We start from the raw sequence: 19,456 nt of genomic DNA, 5'->3' as shown, positions 1-19,456 counted from the left end.
AATCGGAATGAACCCGAAAGAAGCTTGCGAGGCCAAGTGGCCGCCGCTTGAAGGCGCCGAACGAATCGAACGGGTCCGCTCGATTGTGATGGAGACGGCCCGGCGATTGAAGGACCCGGAAGAAATCGAGCGATTCGCTCTCGTGGAAGAACAGAAACGGATAGAACAAGGAAAGTTCTACGTAAAGTGGAACGGACTGCACCTTGCGCGGGGATATTCGGGGTTATGCCTGTTGTTCGGCGAACTGGATCGCCTAGAGCCTGATGGACAATGGGACGTCGCCGGTCACCGCTACGTCGTGCTCATGCAGCAAGCTCTGGAACGGCAGGGAATCGAGTCTTTATCCCTATGGAGCGGTATGGCCGGTATCGTTACGGGCATCCGGGCTTTGTCTCGGCAGGGCACCCGGTACGGGAATATGCTTCGGTCACTCAACGACTTTTTCCTGCGCATGTTTCCCGAGTACATGTTTGTTGTCCGAAGAAATATAAAAGAAGGCGTACTCATGTCCGATTACGACGTGATGCAGGGCTTAAGCGGCATAGGACGTTATTTGCTACATTTTAAAGAGCAGCCCGAGATGCGCATTGCGCTTACGCAGGTGCTTGAGTATATGGTTGAGCTGTGCGGGTGTAAGGAGATGCAAGGTAAACAGGTTCCGGGATGGTATATTTCGCCCGACCGGCTTATTTCCTCCTCCGATCAGGAGCTATATCCCGAGGGCTACTTTAACGGCGGAGTTTCCCATGGCATCCCGGGTCCGTTGGTCCTGCTCTCCCTTGCGCTCCAACAAGGCGTCGAAGTGGAGGGCGGGCGGGAAGCCATCCGATCCATCACCGAATGGTTGATGCGGTTTACGATCAAGGATGAGTACGGCCCCTATTGGCCCGCTCATGTATCGTGGCAGGAGCAGGCGGCGGGCGCCGCAAGCAGCTCACCACCCCGCGAAGCTTGGTGCTACGGCGGGCCCGGCGTCGCACGCACGCTGTGGCTCGCGGGGCAAGCGCTCGGGGAACCGGCGTGGAGGGAGGCGGCGGTTCAATCGTTCCTTGGCACGACCCGGCGTCCCGAACGGCTGTGGAACTTGCATTCCGCCACGTTTTGCCATGGTTATGCCGGTCTTCTGCAGATGACGCAGCGGATGATCGCAGACACGGGGACCGCAGAGCTGCTTCCTTTGCGCGACCGTCTCGTCGATCGAATTGTACAGTCCTATGATGCTAGTGCGCCTTACGGCTTTGAAGAGCTGGAGGCTGGCGAAAAGCTGCATTTCGCCGGCATGCTGGACGGGGCTGCGGGCGTTGCGCTTGCGCTGCTGGCTGTCATTCAAGATCGGGAGCCGGAGTGGGATCAGGTTTTCCTGTTGAAGTAATATTTATCGCTCTAGCCGACGGTTCACTTGTCCGTCGGCTCTTTGTTTTTCACCAATGTTCGTTACACTCTGGTTAGAAAACCACATTAGTTCAGTACCTTTTGTTCTTCTATTTGCTACTTACGATGTGAAATTTTATAATGGCGTTACAACTTAAAACCAAATTTGGTTGCTCTAGGAATCTAAAGGGTGATGTTATGGAGCGCAAATTAAATTTATTATTCGGAATCTTTGGTGGAATAATGCTAATTTGCATTAGACTTCCATCGGTTTACTTTTACTCTGTGTTGGAGAACTTTCAAGGGTTTATAAGTGACTACATTGCACAATTTCTATCCCGTTGTTCAAGACGGAAGCGGCAGAGCCTGACGAATATGAATATTGTGAAACATAAAGCGGCCCGCCGGAATCGCTCCCGGTGAGCCGCTATTTTTGCTTCTTAGATTTTCATGACTCCGCCGGTGCTGGCCGAGGTTACGAGCTTGGAATAGCGGGCCAGATAACCCGTTTTCACCTTCGGCTCGAAGCCTTTCCAGTTGCCACGGCGGCGTTCGAATTCCTCGTCGCCGACCAGCAGCTCGATTTTGCGGTTAACGAGATCGAGCTCGATGATATCGCCGTCTTCGACGAAGGCGATCGGACCGCCTTCCGCCGCTTCCGGCGAGATGTGGCCGATGCTGATACCGCGCGATGCGCCGGAGAAACGGCCGTCCGTAATGAGACCGACTTTCGCGCCGAGCCCCATCCCAACGATTTGCGAGGTTGGAGCGAGCATTTCCGGCATGCCGGGGCCGCCTTTCGGGCCTTCGTAACGGATAACGACGACGTGGCCTTCTTTCACTTTGCCGTTGGCGATGCCTTCCAGCGCCGCTTCCTGCGAATCGAAGCAGATAGCCGGCCCTTTGTGATAGCCGCCTACGGACTTGTCGACCGCACCGACCTTGATGATCGAGCCGTTCGGCGCAAGGTTGCCGAACAACACCGCTAAGCCGCCTTGCTCCGAGTGCGGATTGTCAAGCGTATGGATGACGTCCGTGTTCAAAATGTCGCAGCCGGCTACGTTTTCGCGCAGCGTTTTGCCGGTCACGGTGATGCAGTCGCCGTACAGCGCGCCCGGCTTTTTGAACAATTCGTTCAGAACGGCGCTAACGCCCCCGGCGTTGTGCACGTCCTCGATATGATAATCGGAGGCCGGAGCGATTTTCGCCAAGTGCGGGATGCGCTTCGCCACTTCGTTGATCCGCTCGATCGGGTATTCGAAGCCCGCTTCGTGCGCCAAAGCAAGCGTATGCAGCACGGTATTCGTCGAGCCGCCCATCGCCATATCCAGCGCGAACGCATTGTCGATCGCTTCCATCGTCACGATATCGCGCGGTTTGATATCCTTTTGAATCAGCTCCATGAGCTGCTTCGCGGAACGCTTCACGAATTCTTTGCGGTCTTCGGAAATCGCCAAGATAGTACCGTTGCCCGGGAGCGCCAGACCGAGAGCTTCCGCCAGACAGTTCATCGAGTTCGCCGTGAACATGCCGGAGCAGGAACCGCAGGTCGGACAGCCGTATTGCTCAAGCTCAAGCAGACCTTTGTCGTCGATTTTGCCGGCTTGGTAAGCGCCCACGCCTTCGAACACGGAGGACAGCGAGATCGAACGGCCGTCGCTCGTTTTACCCGCTTTCATCGGACCGCCGCTGACGAAAACCGTCGGAATGTCGACGCGCAGTGCGCCCATCATCATGCCCGGCGTAATTTTGTCGCAGTTCGGGATGCAGACCATGCCGTCGAACCAGTGCGCGGATACGACCGTTTCGAGAGAATCGGCAATGATCTCGCGGCTCGGCAAGGAATAGCGCATGCCGATATGCCCCATGGCAATGCCGTCGTCTACGCCGATTGTGTTAAATTCAAACGGCACGCCGCCCGCTTCGCGAATCGCTTCTTTCACGAGCTTGCCGAATTCCTGCAGGTGAACGTGACCCGGAACAATGTCGATATACGAGTTGCAAACCGCGATAAACGGCTTGTCGAAGTCCTCCTCTTTGACGCCGGCGGCACGCAGCAAGCTGCGGTGCGGAGCACGGTCAAAGCCCTTTTTGATCATGTCGCTTCTCATTTTTCCCTTGGACATTCGCTTAAAGCCTCCGTTTCCATCCCTATGAAAATAGAATTCTACGATTTAACGCTTCACTCGATTGTATCACGTTTCCCCGGAATTGAAAACGTGAACCGAATTGGAAAAAAGCCAGTTTCCCTGGCTGACGAGCCGTTTTTGCGGCCTGGTCGGCAAATCTGTTATAATTCGGTTAGCTTCAGGAAATTAAGTATCGGAGGATGCGTCATGACGGAGTTTGATTTTTTGTACGACGGTACGGAGGAAACGAAAACCCGCTTCGTATGCGTAGTCGGCGAAACGCTGCGGCGGTTTGATCTGGCGATTACGAGCACGAATCGTTTTTATGGAAAAAAATTAGTCACCGATATGCAGACGGGACGGACGGCAGTCATCGGCCCCGACGATCTGGAGGAAGAAGGATACTTGGAGCACGCGTACAAACTCAACGAAGAGGAAGCCAACGAGCTGCGGGCGTTTCTGAGCGACGTTGTCGGACCAATCAGCTTCACGGACATTTGAACGAATAGCGGGAGACGGGATTACTTCACGGTAAGCCCGTTTTTTACTTTGAAGGAAGCGCCCCGAATATGCAGAAAAGCCCCCGGCACCGCTAAATACGGCATCCGGGCGGCTTGCCCCGTTATCTTCGGACCAGATCCTCGCGCACCGGCGTGAACGAGTCGAGCAGCGCGCTTGCCTCCAGCGCCCGGCAGCCGTGCTTCGCTCCACTCGGGATGTAGATCGTCTCTCCCGCCACGACCACTTTCGTTTCCCCGTCTACCGTAAATTCCAGCCGGCCCTTCAAGCAGTACGACAGCTGCTCGTGCGGGTGGCTGTGCACGTACCCTTCGGCCCCTTCCTCGAAATGCACTTCCATCATCATGATGCCGGCTCCCGGCTCGAATATTTTCCGTTTCACGCCAGGCTCGGCGTTTTCCCATACGTTGATGTTGCTCATGCGCCGTCCCCTCTTCCCGATCCTAGTCTTTCGATTATATCGCAGGGTCGTACGAATTCGAAGGGAGTTTCCCAAGGTGAAACAGGCTTTTTTTCAGGTGCGGACGTCTTAGCGGGAGGCAGCTCCTTTGCGGTACTGCTCCGGCGTGACGCCTGTCGCTTTGGCAAAGGCCCGGTATAGTTGGCTTGGGCTCGAAAACCCCAGACTGTAGCTGATCTCCGTAACGCTGGCGCGCGTCCTCGCGAGCTGTTCCTTCGCCTGTTCGATCCGCAAGCGCAAAATATATTGATAGGGCGTCACGCCCACCGTCTGCGTAAAAGAGCGGATAAAGTGAAACTTGCTCTGATAAACGAGCGAAGCCAGCCTCTCCATCGTCAGCCGCTCCGTATAATGCGCATGAATAAACTCCAGGATATCCGTCATCCCTGACACGAGCGCCCGATCGACATGCCGTCCGTTCAGACCGTCGGAGACGCGTGAGCCGCTTTTATCCACCATGCGCCGTATATAAGCCAGCACCCGGCCTTCGGTTTCTTCCACCGCCAGCGGGTCGGGACCGTCGCGAAGCACCAGCTCGGAAGTCCAGGCCTTCATTTGTTTTTTAATGTCTTCTAGATTAACAAGGGGCCTGGCATCCAGCTCCGGCTCCTGCACCGACCATCCTTCAACAAGCAGCTGCTTCCGGACCTGCACGATATATACGCCCCCATCCGGACCGAGCGAAAAATGATGCTCCTCCCCCGGATGCTGGATCAAAGCATGGCCTCCACTGATCGAATACACTCTCCGCTCCTGCGTTAAGCGACACGTGCCGGTGACCGGAATGGTAATTTGGTAAAAATCGGCGTGGGCATGGGGGATATTCTCAAACGTATTCTCGATTCGCCATAGCTCCATGTTCGGCGTCGTTAATTTAAATTGCATGTCCGGTCTCCCTCCTTCCCGCCATTATAGCAAAAATTGCTCGGACGTTAAGCAATTTTTGCGGCGACTTCGTCCGCTTCCTCCCTTAAGATTAGAAAGAAAAAAAGGATAGGTGCCTATGAACGCTAAAGACACGTTAAGCAAAACCGCCTCGGCCGGCATGCTTGCGCTGACCGGGGTCAGCCTGGCGCATCTGCTGAACGACGCGATGCAGTCCGCCATCCCTGCGGTATTCCCGATCTTCCAGCGAACGATGCAGCTCAGCTTCGCGCAAATCGGCTGGATCGCCTTCGCCCTGAACGTCACGGCCTCCGTATTGCAGCCGCTTGTCGGCTATTACACCGACAAGCGTCCGACGCCGCTGCTGCTTCCGGCGGGCATGGTTTTCTCGCTGCTCGGCATGATCGGATTCGCCTATTCGGCCAATTGGTGGATGCTGATTGCCTCCGCCTTGCTGCTGGGAGTCGGCTCGTCCGTGCTGCATCCCGAATCTTCGCGAGTCGCCCACCTTGCCTCCGCCAAAGGAAGAGGACTTGCCCAATCCATCTTTCAGGTCGGGGGTAACACCGGACAGGCGCTGGCTCCCTTAATCGTCGCCTGGCTTGTGGTGCCTCAAGGACAACGAGGGCTGCTCTTGTTCTCATTCGCCGCCGTATTGGGAATCGTGCTGCAGGGCATCGTCTCGGGCTGGTACCGGCGTCATCTTGCCGCTCAGTCCGCCAAGAAACGGAGCGCCTTACCGGCCGATACGAAGCCCTTGAAAAAAGGATATGTCTCCTTCGCCATCGGTTTGCTGATTGTCTTGTTGTTCTCCAAATTTGTGTATATTGCCGGCATGACCGGCTACTATGCCTTTTATTATATGGACCGGTACGGGTTGTCCTTGGAAAAGGCCCAGCTTTGCTTATTCGTGCTTCAAGCGGCCGGCATGCTCGGGACGCTGTTCGGCGGCCCGCTTGCCGACCGTTTCGGACGGAAGCGGATCATCTGGTTTTCCATTCTCGGCACCGCGCCATTCTCGCTGCTGCTGCCCTATGCAACGCCGTTCTGGGCCGCCGTGCTTTGCTTTATGATCGGCGCCATCCTGATGTCCGGGTTTACGGTGATTATCGTATACGCGCAGGAACTGCTCCCCGGGAAGGTCGGGACCGTCGCCGGGTTGTTTTTCGGATTGGCGTTCGGACTTGGCGGGCTCGGGTCCGTCGTTCTGGGCGCGCTGATCGATAAGACGAGCATCTCCTTTGTCATTCAGCTCTGCGCCTTCCTCCCGCTGCTGGGCGTCGCCGCCCTGCTCCTGCCCAAAGACGTCGGTACGGCGAGGCAAATCCCCGAAGCGGAGACGGTCGCGGGGGTCTGACTGCCGATTCCTGATAACCCTGCGCTCCATCCAAGATAAAACAGAACAGACCTCCGAGCCGCATCAGCAGTTTTAGGAGGTCTGTTTCATTCCCATCCTCGGTTTTTTATTCCCAAGGAAAATCCGTAATCAAATAATCGGCGAACGTCTTGCTTTGCTCCCGGCGGATTCTGCGTATTTCCGCCCGGTGCTTCGCCGTTTCGTGCAGCCGCTTCTCTTCCTCCGTCTCCGGGACGACTTGCGGCACCGGAACGGGCCGCTGGTCGTCATTCAGCGCGACGAAGGTCAGAAAGGCCGTTGCCGCGATTTTGCGCTCGCCGGTAATCAGGTCCTCGGTGATGACTTTTACAAATACTTCCATCGAGCTTTTACCGGTCCACGTGACGAACGATTCGAGGCAAACCGAGTCCGTAGGCCGCACGGGCGACAAAAAGTCGACGGAGTCGGTGGATGCGGTAACGACGTTTTCCCGGCAGTGCTTGGAAGCCGAAATCGAAGCGATATCGTCAATATAAGCCATTAGCTTGCCGCCGAACAGCGTATTGTGGTTGTTGACATCGGTCGGGAATACCCGGGAAGTTTTGTAGCAACGCGATTGTTTGGCATATTGTTGTTCCATAAGTTCAGCCGCCTCTTTTCATTATCCGATCAATTTCATTAATCCCCTGAATTCGAGCTCTTCAAACTTGCTCAAAACCGTTTGCCGGTCCATTTCCCAGAAGCAGCTTTCCAGCGCGCAGGCGACGGGAGCTTCACAGCAGATCGTCGCAAGGCTTCGCGAGAGATGCAGCATGTCAAGTTGCGTCTCGATCTTGGAGCGGACACCTTTCGGCAGCAGCGCCAGATTTTCCAAAATCCCCTCAATGGATTCGTACTCCACCAGCAGCTTGAGCGCCGTCTTTTCTCCGATGCCTTTGACACCCGGGTAATTATCCGCCGTATCGCCCATGAGCCCTTTAAGATCGATAATTTGTTTCGGTGCCAACTGCATTTCCTCAAGCAGCGATTCCGGGCTGTAGACGGCGTAATTGCCCTGGCCCTTCTTCATAATCACGACGCGCACCCGCTCGGCCACGAGCTGCAGCATATCGTGATCTCCCGTCAGTATGTATACTTCCGCGTCCTGGCTGAAGTGCTTCGCCAGCGTGCCGATACAATCGTCAGCCTCGTACCCGGAGATGCCTACGTTCACGACGCCGAAGCTGGACGTCACTTCTTTGACAAGGTCGAACTGGGGAATAAGCTCTTCCGGACATTCGACCCGGTTCGCCTTGTATTCCGTGAATTGCTCGCTGCGGAACGTTTTGCTGCCCATGTCCCAGCAGCATACGATGTGTGTCGGCCCAAACCGCTGAACCGCGTCCCAAAAATATTTCACGAACCCGAATACGGCGTTCGTCGGCGTCCCGGCGCTCGTTTTCATAATATAGCCGCTGTAGGAAGTGGCATAAAAAGCGCGGAACAGCAAGGCCATTCCGTCAACGAGCAGAACCCGCGGAAGCGTTCCCTGCTTATCATCCAAATCATTTATATCGTTGGTATCCTTCAATTGCTCCAAGCTTCATCTCTCCCATGAACCGTTATTCCTTCATCATTATAACACAGGTTCGCATGCTGGAGACGCAACGTTTGCAGAAGCAAAAAGTCCCAGCTAAGTTCGTGCAATCCAAAAAAAGAATCCCGATCGATTCGTGGGCCTGAAAGGCTCCCCGTTCGATCAGGATGAATTGGGTCGATATCCGTTCGCTATACCAAATGAGACTCGACGCGGGTACCGGACGTTTTTTCGGCGATTTGCTGCAGGATTGCTTGGATGCCTTTGATGTTTTCTTCGACGAAACCGGATTCCAGCACCTCGTCGTGATTGCCGATCAACGAATATTCCGCATAGCTTCCTTCCGTCGACTCCTTCCATAACAAGCGGTTGCCTGGCGCCGCATCCTCTGCGCCGGTGCCTGCGGCCACGAAGCCGTGAATGTCAGCCCGGACCGTTCCCGTATTCAGCAGCCCGTTTTTGTACATGGCGTAGTCGTATATTTTTTGCTTATACGTCTCCGTCAAAATTTGCTTATACGGTTCGGAGATTTGTTCCAGCAGAAGATCGATTTCCCGGACCGTTTCCTCTCTGGTCAAGTCAATGATTTCACTGCTCTTGATGGAATCGATCATGATGATATCGGACACCGCATACCCTCTGCTTTCCAGCGCTTTGGCCACTTCGTGCACCAGATTGCCTCCCGTCGAATAGCCGAGCAGTATGTAAGGCTGCGTGTCTTGAATGCTGACGATATGCTCCACGTAGCGCTCCAGCAGCTCTTCCTCATGCCCGCAGTCCTGGATGAAGTCGAGGCCGTAGACGACGCAGCGGTCTTCCAGCAGTCTGGCCATCTCGGCAAAAGCAAGCCCATAGCCGATCATCGGAGGGAAGCAGAACAGGTTGATCGGGCCACTCTCATTTAACTTGACGACCGGGTAACCGGCGTTCCGCTCCAGCTCGGATTTCATTAGCTCGCGCGCAAGCCCTTCGACCGTCGGCGATTCGAATACGGCGCGAATCGGCAGCTCGATGCTCGTCTCCCTATGAATTTTGCGCACCAGCTCCAGCACCTTGAGCGAGTGCCCTCCCAAGGCGAAGAAATTATCCTTCACCCCGGCGCGCGGAACGCCCAGCACCTCCTGCCAGATCTGCGCCAGCCGTTCTTCCGTCCCTGTGCGGGGCGCGGTGTACTCCATTCCCGTCCGCATGCTTCCGTCCGGAGCCGGCAGCGCCTTGCGGTCGATCTTTCCGCTGGAAGTCAGCGGCATGCGCTCCACAGGCACAAAATACGCCGGAACCATGTACCCCGGCAGCGTTGCGGCCAAAGCATCACGCAGCTCGCCTGCGGCAAGCTCCCGGTCTCCAGTGACATACGCGCACAACTGCAGTCCGCCCTCGTCCGCGATCGCAACGACGACGGCTTCCCGGACGGACGGCACCTTCATCAGCTGCGCCTCCACCTCGCCAAGCTCGATCCGGTACCCGCGGATTTTGACTTGATCGTCAATGCGGCCCGCAAACTCGATCGTTCCGTCCGGCAGCCATCTCGCCCAATCGCCCGTGCCGTACATCCGCTCGCCCGGCGCGAACGGATTGGCGACAAACTTCTCCGCCGTCAGCTCCGGACGGTTCAGGTACCCTTTGGCCAGCCCGTCACCGGAAATATACAACTCGCCTGGCACGCCTACAGGCTGCAATTGCCTATGCCGATTCAAAATATAGGCTGCGGTATTGTGGATCGGCTTCCCTAACGTGACTGGAAACCCTGCTTCGCATTGGCCGGCAAGCACATCGATCGTCGTCTCGGTCGGACCGTAATGGTTGTGAAGCGCGTAGCCTTTGCGGACCAATTTTTCTTTTAAGGAATCCTCCAGCCGCTCTCCTCCGCAAATCAAGACGCGCAGCGAAGGATGGACCTCCTCGTCTTCCCCGGCCAGAAATTCCCGCATGAGCGCTTGGGGAAGATCCAGGATTTGGATTTCGTTGGCAGCTATATAATCCAAAAGACGCCGCTTGCTCAAAAGCGTCTCCTTACGAATAACGTGCAGCTCGCCGCCGTGCAGCAGCATGCCGAACATCTGCTCCACGCTGGGATCGAACGTATATTCCGCCGTCAAAATCATCCGCGGCCGGACTTGTCCGAAGTACCTGGCATGGAACCAACGGATTGTATTGATGACGCTGCGGTGCGCGACCATCACCCCTTTAGGCTGACCCGTCGTTCCCGACGTGTAGAGCACGTAGATCAGGCTGTCCGGCCCGCTGGCGTGCTCCGGATTCGAACCGTCGTCTCCGTAGGCCTGAGGGTCGTCCAGCACGATGACTTTGCTGTCAAAAGAAACGCGCTCCCGCAGACGGTCCTGCAGCAGCAAGAGCTGTGCGCCCGAGTCTTTCAGCATGTAACGAATCCGTTCCTCCGGATATTCGGGATCGATTGGCACATAAGCGCCTCCGGCTTTGAGAATCGCCAGCTCGCCGACGATCATCTCAAGCGACCGCTCCGCCATAATCGCGACAAGCTTGTCCGGCCGCACCCCTTCGGCCCGCAGCGTATGCGCCAGCCGGTTCGCCCGCTCGTTCAGCTCGCTGTAGGTCAGCCGCACGTCTTCCCAGACGACCGCCGTCCGGTCTGGCGTACGCGCCGCCTGCTCTTCGAACAGGCCATGCACGGTCCGCTCCCGCGGATAATCCGCTGCCGTCGCGTTGAACGCCCGGACGAGCCGCTCTTTTTCCTCCGGCGTCGTCAGCTCCAGCTCGCTCACGCGAAGGTGCGGGTTATCCATGACCTGCTCCAGAACATGGACAAAATGCCCCTGAATGCGCCGGATCTCGTCCTCATCGTACGCCAGCGTATTGTAGCCGAAGCTTACCCGGATCTCTTCGCCTGGCAGCACCACCAGGTTGAAATCGTAATTCGTCTGCTCGAATACCGACACATTGCCGATCTCAAAAGCCTCCTCCTCGGGACTTCCGAGCTGCTCCACCTGCTCCTCTACCGGATAGTTTTCGAACACCATGATGTGACTGATCAAATCGTGCTTTTGCTCAGTCAGCGCCTGAATCTCGAACAGCGGATACGTATCGTAGGCGTTGGAGGCCAGCGCTTGCTCCTGGGTCCTCTTCATCGCTTCCGCGAAGGTCTCTTCCGCCTCGCAGCGGATGCGCACCGGGATCGTATTAATAAACAAGCCGACGATCCCTTCCACCCCTTGAATATCGGACGGCCTGCCCGATACGACGCTGCCGAACACGGCGTCTCCGTTGTTGTTGTACTTCTGCAAAATGACGCCCCACGCGGTCTGCATCAGCGTATTCACGGTCACCTGATGCTTCTTCGCCGTCCGGTTCATCCGCTCGGTGAGCGATTTGCCCAGCCCGCAGCTCCATTCACCCGGACCGTAGCCCTCCGCCTTGCACGGCTTCGTTCTCGGCAGCGCCGTCCGCTGCTCGTAGCCGGACAAGTACTCGCGCCAATAGGCGGCGGCCGCCTCGCCGTCCTGAGCTTCCAGCCATTCGATAAAACGGCTGTACGGCACGGCCGGGACAAGCTCGGGCTGTCTTTGCTCCCGGAGGGCGTTGTAGCCTTCGAACACTTCCTTGTTCACCAGAGACAGGCACCAGCCGTCCATGACGATGTGGTGAAAGCTCCAGATAAAGCGATACGCCCGTTCCCCGGTGCGCAGGATCGATACGCGGATCAGCACGTCCCGGCTCAGGTCGAAGCCTTTCGCCTTATCCGCGATCTCGAAAGCTTGCGCATAAGCGCTGCGCTCCGCTTCTTCCATCCCACGCAGGTCCCCGTAATGGAAGCCGCAGTCCCTGCTCCGGTAGACGACCTGCAGCGGCTCCGTTCCCCTGTCGGTATAAAAATTGGTCCGCAGCGCCCCATGCCGGCGTACAAGCAGATTCAGGCTTTGGGCGAAGGCCTCGATATCGAAGCTTCCCTGCAGATCGTAGGTCACCTGTTCGAAATAAGCGGACGATTGCCGGTCGAACTGGCTGTAGAATAGCATCCCTTTCTGCATCGGCGTGAGCGCGTACACGTTCTCGATCTCACCGGCGGCTCCCGCCTGTTCCACAAGCTGATCCAGCTCTTCGATGGTCAATCCTTTAAACGAAATGTCGCTAGGCGTCAGCTCCGGCCGCTCCTTAGAAGCGCAATGCGCAACGACTTCCCTCAAGCTCGCTTCCAGCAGTCCGGCCAGCCGCTCCATCGTTTCCTTCCGGTACGTTTGGCCGCTGTAGCTGATCGTCAGCTCAAGCACGCCGCCCGAGATCATGCCGTTAATATCGAGCGTATAGGCTCTGGCCATGCCCGGTCCGATCGGCGAGCCGCTGGAATATGGAGAGGCGTGGAGCGCATTCACTTCCATATCCTGGTCGAACTGCCCCAAATAGTTAAAGCTGATCTCCGGCCGCACCGCGAACGTTTCGCCCTCCCGAGGCGCGGACAAATAGCGGAGGATTCCGTAGCCGATCCCCTTTTGCGGAATTTGACGCAGCCCTTCCTTGACCCGCTTGATCCGCTGTGATACGTCTTGGCCGGCGTCCATCTCCAGCACGACCGGAAACTGGGTTGTAAACCAGCCCACGGTGCGCGTAATATCCATGTCCGGAACAATGGCTTCTCGCCCATGGCCTTCCAGATTGACCAGCACCCGCTCCATCCCGCTCCACCGGTGAACGGCCATACCTACGGCTGTAAGCAGCAGATCGTTCACTTCGGTGTTGTAAGCGCGGTGCGCTTGCTTGAGAAGCTGCCCCGTTTCCTGCTCGGTCCATACCGCCGTAACAGCTCCGCTTTCCGCAAGGAGCGGCCTTTCCAGCCGGTCCGGCGTCTCGTCCTTGGGCAGCGGCTCGTACCCGGCCTGGGCAATTTGCCGCCAATAGGCGCGTTCTCGCTCCATGGCCGGGTCATCGGCGTAAAGGGACAGCCGCTCCGCCCACAGCCGGAACGAATCCGTCTTATGCGGGAGGCGGATCGTCTCGCCTTGGACAGCCTGCTCGTAGGCGCTCGCCAGATCCTCGAACAGGATGCGCCAGGATACCCCGTCTACGACCAGATGCTGAATCACGATTAGCAGATGATCTCCGTCCGCGCAGCGGAACAGCCCCAGCTTCATGAGCGGTCCGGCGCTCAGATCAATGCCGCTTTGAATCTCGTTCGCCTTCGCTTCAACCGACGCGGCGCAGTCCGGTTCGGCCGTGAAATCCGCGATATCCAGCGTGAACGGCTCGCCTTCGTCGCCCCCGCGGTTCCATGCGGCGTAACCGCCGTTTTCCGTCCTACGGTAAACGGTGCGCAGCGCGTCGTGATGCCCAACGATATGGCGCATCGCCTGACGGAGCGCCGCTTCGTCGAAGCCGTCCTTCCGGTAAAACATCACCGCCTGGTTAAAATGATGCGGTTCGGCCGGCTCCTGCCCGAAAAACCAATGCTGAATCGGCGTCAGCTTCATGTCGCCCGCAACTTCTCCTTGGTCGGCAATGCGGCTTACTGGCCGTACAACTCCGCTGAGCGCGGCTATGGTCGGGAATTGGAACAAGTCTTTCATTTCCAGCTTGTAGCCTGCTTGAAACAGCCGGGAGGAAATTTGAATCGATTTAATCGAATCGCCTCCAAGGTCGAAGAAATTGTCCATAACTCCGATCTTTTTGACTCCTAAAACCGCCTGCCACACCGACGCCAGTGCTTGCTCCACGGCAGTCCGCGGGGCCACGTATTCCGCCCCCGTCTGGACGTTTCCTTCCGGTGCCGGCAGCGCTCTGCGATCCACTTTGCCGTTCGGCGTCAGCGGAATCCGCTCCACCTGCACGAAATACGACGGCACCATGTACCCCGGCAGCTCCTGCGACAGCGCGCTTCGAACCTCACTTGCCATCAATTCATTCTCCGTCGTGAAGTACGCGCACAGTTGCTTTTGCCCCTGCTCGTCCTCCCGCGCGATCACGACCGCTTCCCGCACGCCTTCCACGCGCAAGAGCTGTGCTTCCACCTCACCCAGCTCGATCCGGTAGCCCCGGATTTTCACCTGCTCGTCGATCCGGCCTTTGTACTCCAGCGTCCCGTCCGCACGCCAGCGCGCCAAGTCTCCCGTCCGGTAGCAGCGCTCTCCTTCGCGCACCGGGCTGGCGATAAACTTCTCCGCCGTTAGCTCCGGGCGGTTCAAGTAACCCCGCGCCACCCCGTCTCCGCCGACGATCAGCTCGCCCCACGCTCCGACCGGCTGCAGCTTCATCCCGCGGTCGACCACATAAGCCGTCGAATGCGCGATCGGACGGCCAATCGGCACCGCTTCCGTCTGCTCGCCGACAATCGCATGCGTCGTCGAGAACGTCGTATTTTCCGTCGGACCGTAGCCGTTGACCAGACGCAGCCCGGGATTGTCTCGCAGCACTCGGTTAATATGCGGCACCGACAGTACGTCTCCGCCCACAAGCAGCGTGTTCATGTCCCCGAACAGACGGCTATTCTGCTGCGTCAGCTGGTTGAACAACGGTGCGGTCAGCCACATCGTTGTGATCCCGTACTCCTGGATCGCTTTCCGTAGACGTTCCGCGTTCAAAATAACGTCGCTGCTCACCAAATACAGCTGACCGCCGTTCAGCAGCGCTCCCCAAATTTCAAACGTCGACGCATCGAATACGACGGCCCCCGTCTGCAAAATGCGCGTCGTTTCATCCAACCGAACGTAATTCGTATTTTTTACTAACCGGACCACGTTGCGGTGCTCAACCATAACGCCCTTCGGCTTGCCCGTCGTTCCTGACGTATAGATCACATACGCCAAGTCGTCCGCTCTGCTCATCGGCTCCAGATTCGAAGCATCGTCGTGGTAAGCCCCGGCATCGCTCAGGTCGACGACCGTTCCCGCAAAGTCCGCACGCACCAGCTCCCGGCGCTGCGTCAGCAGCAGCTTGGCGCCCGAATCGTCCAGCAGGTAGCGGACGCGCTCCTCCGGATAATCCGGGTCGACCGGAACATACGCGCCTCCAGCCTTCAAAATCGCCAGCACCCCGACCACCATCTCGACGGAGCGCTCGGCTCTGATCGCGACCGGCTCGTCGCGCTCCACACCTGCAGCCCGCAGCGTCCGCGCCAGACGGTTCGCCTGTTCATTCAGCTCGCGGTAGGTCAGCTTGGCGTCCTCGCACACGACCGCCGTCTGCTCCGGGGTACACACCGCCTGCGCTTCGAACAGCGCGCCGATGCTCTGCTCCCGCGGATAATCCGCCGCCGTAGCATTGAATTGCTCGACAATCTGCGCCTGTTCCTGCGGCGTCCCGATCTGGATCGCCGTTAAGTTTGTTTGCGGATTAGCGACAACCGCATCGATGAGCCGGACCAGATGCTCCGCCATCCGTTCCACGGTCTCCCGCTTGTAAAGCGCAGTGGCGTATTCGAAGCCGCAGCCGATCGTCTCCCCATCCTCAGACGCGTGAAAGCTCAAGTCGAACTTCGCCACCGTGTGCTCCTGCGGATAAGGGGCCAATTGCAGACCGTCGATCCGCTGCTCCTTTTGTTCCGTATTTTGCAGCACGAACAACGTATCGAACAGCGGGTTGCGGCTCATATCCCTCGGGATATTGAGCTGCTCGACCAGTTCTTCGAACGGGTAATCCTGATTTTCGTAAGCCTGCAGCGCATGTTCTCTGACGTCCTGCAAATAAGCAAGGAACGTTTTCTCTCCCGACGGATCATTCCGGATCGCCAAAGTGTTGACGAACATGCCGATCAAGCCGCCCAAGTCCGCGTGCGGCCGTCCCGCAATCGGAGTCCCGACCACGATATCCTCCTGCCCGCTGTATTTGCCGAGCAATGCAGTATACGCCGCAAGCAGCACCATATACAGCGTCGTCCCGCTTTGCGCCGCCAGCCGCCGGAGTCCCTCGCTATGTCTGCGGTCAAGGACAAACTCATATACGCTGCCGCTAAAGCTTCGTACCGCAGGACGCGCATAATCGGTCGGCAGGTCGAGCACGGGCAGGCCCCCGGAGAAAACGTCCAGCCAATAGCTCTCCTGTCGGCGGTAACGCTCGCTTTGTTTTTGCCCCTGCTGCCATACGGCATAATCCTTATACTGAATCGGAAGCGGCGATAAGTCCTCCCGTCCGTACAGCCGGACAAACTCTTGAACGAGAACGCCTATGGACGTTCCGTCGGAAATAATATGATGCATGTCGAACATCAAAATATGATGATCCTGCCCGGTTTCGATCAGCCCGACCCGGAACAGCGGGGCCTGCGTCAAATCGAACGGGCGCACGAACCGTTGCACGAGTCCGGCGGCTTCTTCTTCTCCGGTCTGCATGAACTCTACGGAAAAACCGACCTCTTGATGCACCCGTTGTATCGGTTCGCCGCCGTTGACCGTGTCAAAGCTGGTGCGCAGCGTTTCGTGACGCGCGATGAGACGGCGGAACGCCTCCTCCATCCGGGCCCGATCCAGCGGCCCGTCCAGCTTCATCACGCCCGGCATATTATAGCTGAGCCCGACGCCGGAGAACTGCTGCAGCAGGTACATCCGTTTTTGAGCCGAGGACACCGGATAATAGTCGCTCTCCGCAGCAGCCGATATCGAGGCGTACGCGGTTTGTTCCATCGCCTCGATCACCTGCGCAAGCTGTTCGATGGTCGGATGCTGGAACACATCGCGAAGCTGCACGTTCTTCCGCATTTCTTTTTGAATGATGGAAACCAGATTGGTCGCGCGCAAAGAATGCCCTCCGAGATCAAAGAAATTGTCTTTGATCCCTACGGCCGGAAGCTCCAGCACGTCCTGCCAAATATGCGCCAATTGCGCTTCCAGCGTCGTTCGCGGGGCCACGTATTCCGTTCCCGTCTGGACGCTTCCTTCTGGCGCAGGCAGCGCCTGGCGGTCCACTTTGCCGTTCGGCGTCAGCGGAATCCGCTCCACCTGCACGAAATACGACGGCACCATGTACCCCGGCAGCTCCTGCGACAGCGCGCTGCGCACTTCCCCTGCGCTTAGCTCGCTCTCTGCCGTAAAGTACGCGCACAGCTGCTTCTGCCCCTGCTCGTCCTCCCGCGCGATCACGACCGCTTCCCGCACGCCTTCCACGAGCAGCAGCTGCGCTTCTACCTCGCCCAACTCGATCCGGTAGCCCCGGATTTTCACCTGCTCGTCGATCCGGCCTTTGTATTCCAGCGTCCCGTCCACACGCCAGCGCGCCAAGTCTCCCGTCCGGTAGCAGCGCTCTCCTTCGCTCACCGGGCTGGCGATAAACTTCTCCGCCGTCAGCTCCGGGCGGTTCAAGTAGCCCCGCGCTACCCCGTCCCCGCCGACGATCAGCTCGCCCCACGCTCCGACCGGCTGCAGCTTCATCCCGCGGTCGACCACATAAGCCGTCGAATTCGCAATCGGACGGCCGATCGGCACCGCTTCCGTCTGCTCCCCTGCAATTGCATGCGTCGTCGAGAACGTCGTATTTTCCGTCGGACCGTAGCCGTTGACCAAACGCAGCCCCGGGTTGTCCCGCACCACCCGGTTGATGTGCGGTACCGACAATACGTCCCCGCCCACGAGCAGCGTGTTCATGTCGCCGAACAGACAGCTGTTCTGCTGCGTCAGTTGGTTAAACAACGGCGCGGTCAGCCACATCGTTGTGATGCCGTACTGCCGGATCGCTTCCTGCAAACGGGCTGCGTTCAGAATCACGTCGCTGCTGACCAAATACAGCTGCCCGCCGTTCAGCAGCGCTCCCCATATTTCGAACGTTGACGCGTCGAACACAACGGCACCCGTCTGCAATATGCGCGTCGTTTCGTCCAACCGAACGTAATTCGTATTTTTTACTAATCGGACCACGTTGCGGTGCTCGACCATGACGCCCTTCGGCTTGCCCGTCGTTCCCGACGTATAGATCACATACGCCAGATCCTCCGGTCCGCTTATCGGCTCCAAGTTCGTTGCATCGTCGTGGTAAGCACCCTCATCGTTCAGGTCGACGACCGTGCCCATAAAGTTCGTACGCCCCAGCTCCCGGCGCTGCGTGAGCAGCAGTCTGGCCCTCGAATCGTCTAATAGGTATCGGATGCGCTCCTCCGGGTACTCCGGATCAATCGGCACGTACGCGCCTCCGGCCTTCAAAATCGCCAGCACCCCGACCACCATCTCGACGGAACGCTCGGCCAAGATGGCGACAGGCTCATCGCGCTTCACCCCTGCAGCCCGCAGCGTCCGTGCCAGACAGTTCGCCCGCTCGTTCAGCTCGCGGTAGGTTAACTTCGCATCTTCGCATACAACCGCCGTCTGCTCCGGCGTCCGCGACGCCTGCGCCTCGAACAGCGCGCCGATGCTCTGCTCCCGTGGATAATCCACCGCCGTGGCATTGAATTGCTCGACAATCTTCGCTTTTTCGTCCTCCGTTAACACATCAGCGTCCTGAAGCCGAAGCTCCGGCTGGAATAATACCGCGGCGAAAAAACGATTTAGCCGATTCGTAAACCTGACAATCGTCTCTTCCCTATAGCGCTGCTCGTCGTACGATACGTTTAACCGGATCGCCCCTTGGTCCAGTTCGAATTGAAGCTCCAGCTCGGCCGCCGCATGTTCCTTGTAATCGTTCGTATGCAGGCTTTTCATCGCAACGACCGTATGGATGACGGGAACGCCCTCCGAATCGTGCGGGACGTGAAGGTGATCAATGTAATTCCAAAAAGGGAAGCTTTGATGCTCGATTGCTTCGCCGACGGACGATTTAATCTGCGCCAGCAGCGCTTTAAAGGCGGTCTGATGATTGACATTGTTTTTTAATAGAAGCAAAGGGTTAATCAGCGCAGCTCCCTGATTCGCGTCCGCGACCGTCGGGACGGCGACCACCACATTTTCCTCGCCCGTATACGTATGTAGCAAGCTTTTGATCCCCGCCAAAAGAACAATAAACGCAGCCCACGGCGATCCGCCGGTGATGGACATCAGCCTTTGGGACAAATCCGGGGGCAGCGAGCCAGAATACGTTCGGAGGCCGCCTGTTCTGATGCCTGAGCCGGTCTCGCCGTTCAAAACCGGCCCAACCCGGTCGTAAGGCAGGCACGAAATATGATCTTCACCCTCAAACTTGCCGCTCCAGTAAGCTTTTTCCTTCTCAAATAAGGCTGTCAATTGCATCCCTCCTGCTTTATTTAGGACAATGGGGCAACCAGATGGGTTGAATACGGCCGGATAATACTTTAC

The 19,456-nt window shown here is 57.6% G+C and carries 9 protein-coding genes; 3 read left to right on the top strand and 6 right to left on the bottom strand.

All coding sequences use genetic code 11. From position 1 onward, the window contains the following. Window positions 1–7: 7 nt before the first annotated feature. Window positions 8–1,372 (top strand): lanthionine synthetase C family protein, encoded by a 1,365-nt coding sequence (locus ET33_RS27625; RefSeq protein WP_036689878.1) that lies wholly within the window; start codon window positions 8–10, stop codon window positions 1,370–1,372. Between the two features lie 439 nt (window positions 1,373–1,811). On the opposite strand, the gene ilvD is transcribed toward ET33_RS27625, so the two are convergent. Then, window positions 1,812–3,497, bottom strand: coding sequence for a dihydroxy-acid dehydratase (gene ilvD, locus ET33_RS27620; RefSeq protein ID WP_036689877.1), 1,686 nt, complete (start codon window positions 3,495–3,497; stop codon window positions 1,812–1,814). A 210-nt stretch (window positions 3,498–3,707) separates the two neighbouring features. On the opposite strand from ilvD, the gene ET33_RS27615 reads away from it, so the two are divergent. Continuing rightward, the gene (locus ET33_RS27615) at window positions 3,708–4,001 is read left to right on the top strand and encodes a DUF3055 domain-containing protein (protein ID WP_036689876.1); all 294 of its coding nucleotides are present in this window, start codon (window positions 3,708–3,710) and stop codon (window positions 3,999–4,001) included. Window positions 4,002–4,122: 121 nt separating this feature from the next. On the opposite strand, the gene ET33_RS27610 is transcribed toward ET33_RS27615, so the two are convergent. After that, window positions 4,123–4,440 (bottom strand): cupin domain-containing protein, encoded by a 318-nt coding sequence (locus ET33_RS27610; RefSeq protein ID WP_036689875.1) that lies wholly within the window; start codon window positions 4,438–4,440, stop codon window positions 4,123–4,125. 108 nt (window positions 4,441–4,548) lie between these two features. Further along, complete coding sequence (locus ET33_RS27605; RefSeq protein ID WP_036689874.1) at window positions 4,549–5,364, bottom strand: AraC family transcriptional regulator; 816 nt, start codon at window positions 5,362–5,364, stop codon at window positions 4,549–4,551. Window positions 5,365–5,482: 118 nt separating this feature from the next. On the opposite strand from ET33_RS27605, the gene ET33_RS27600 reads away from it, so the two are divergent. Then, window positions 5,483–6,721 carry an MFS transporter gene (locus ET33_RS27600; RefSeq protein ID WP_051775699.1) on the top strand — a complete coding sequence of 413 codons (1,239 nt, stop codon included), beginning with the start codon at window positions 5,483–5,485 and terminating at the stop codon, window positions 6,719–6,721. 106 nt (window positions 6,722–6,827) lie between these two features. On the opposite strand, the gene ET33_RS27595 is transcribed toward ET33_RS27600, so the two are convergent. From ET33_RS27595 to ET33_RS27585, 3 genes are all read right to left on the bottom strand, one after another. Continuing rightward, window positions 6,828–7,340 (bottom strand): acyl-CoA thioesterase, encoded by a 513-nt coding sequence (locus ET33_RS27595; protein ID WP_036689873.1) that lies wholly within the window; start codon window positions 7,338–7,340, stop codon window positions 6,828–6,830. Window positions 7,341–7,361: 21 nt separating this feature from the next. Continuing rightward, window positions 7,362–8,270 (bottom strand): 5'-3' exonuclease, encoded by a 909-nt coding sequence (locus ET33_RS27590; protein WP_268808338.1) that lies wholly within the window; start codon window positions 8,268–8,270, stop codon window positions 7,362–7,364. Window positions 8,271–8,467: 197 nt separating this feature from the next. After that, entirely contained in the window at window positions 8,468–19,384 is a 10,917-nt protein-coding gene (locus tag ET33_RS27585) for a non-ribosomal peptide synthetase (protein WP_036689872.1), read from the bottom strand. Between the last annotated feature and the right edge of the window lie 72 nt (window positions 19,385–19,456).

It is taken from the genome of Paenibacillus tyrphae, assembly GCF_000722545.1.
Classification (GTDB): Bacteria; Bacillota; Bacilli; order Paenibacillales; family NBRC-103111; genus Paenibacillus_G; species Paenibacillus_G tyrfis.
The sequence above is the reverse complement of the archived record's forward strand: the minus strand, read 5'-3'. Positions and strand labels throughout refer to the sequence as shown.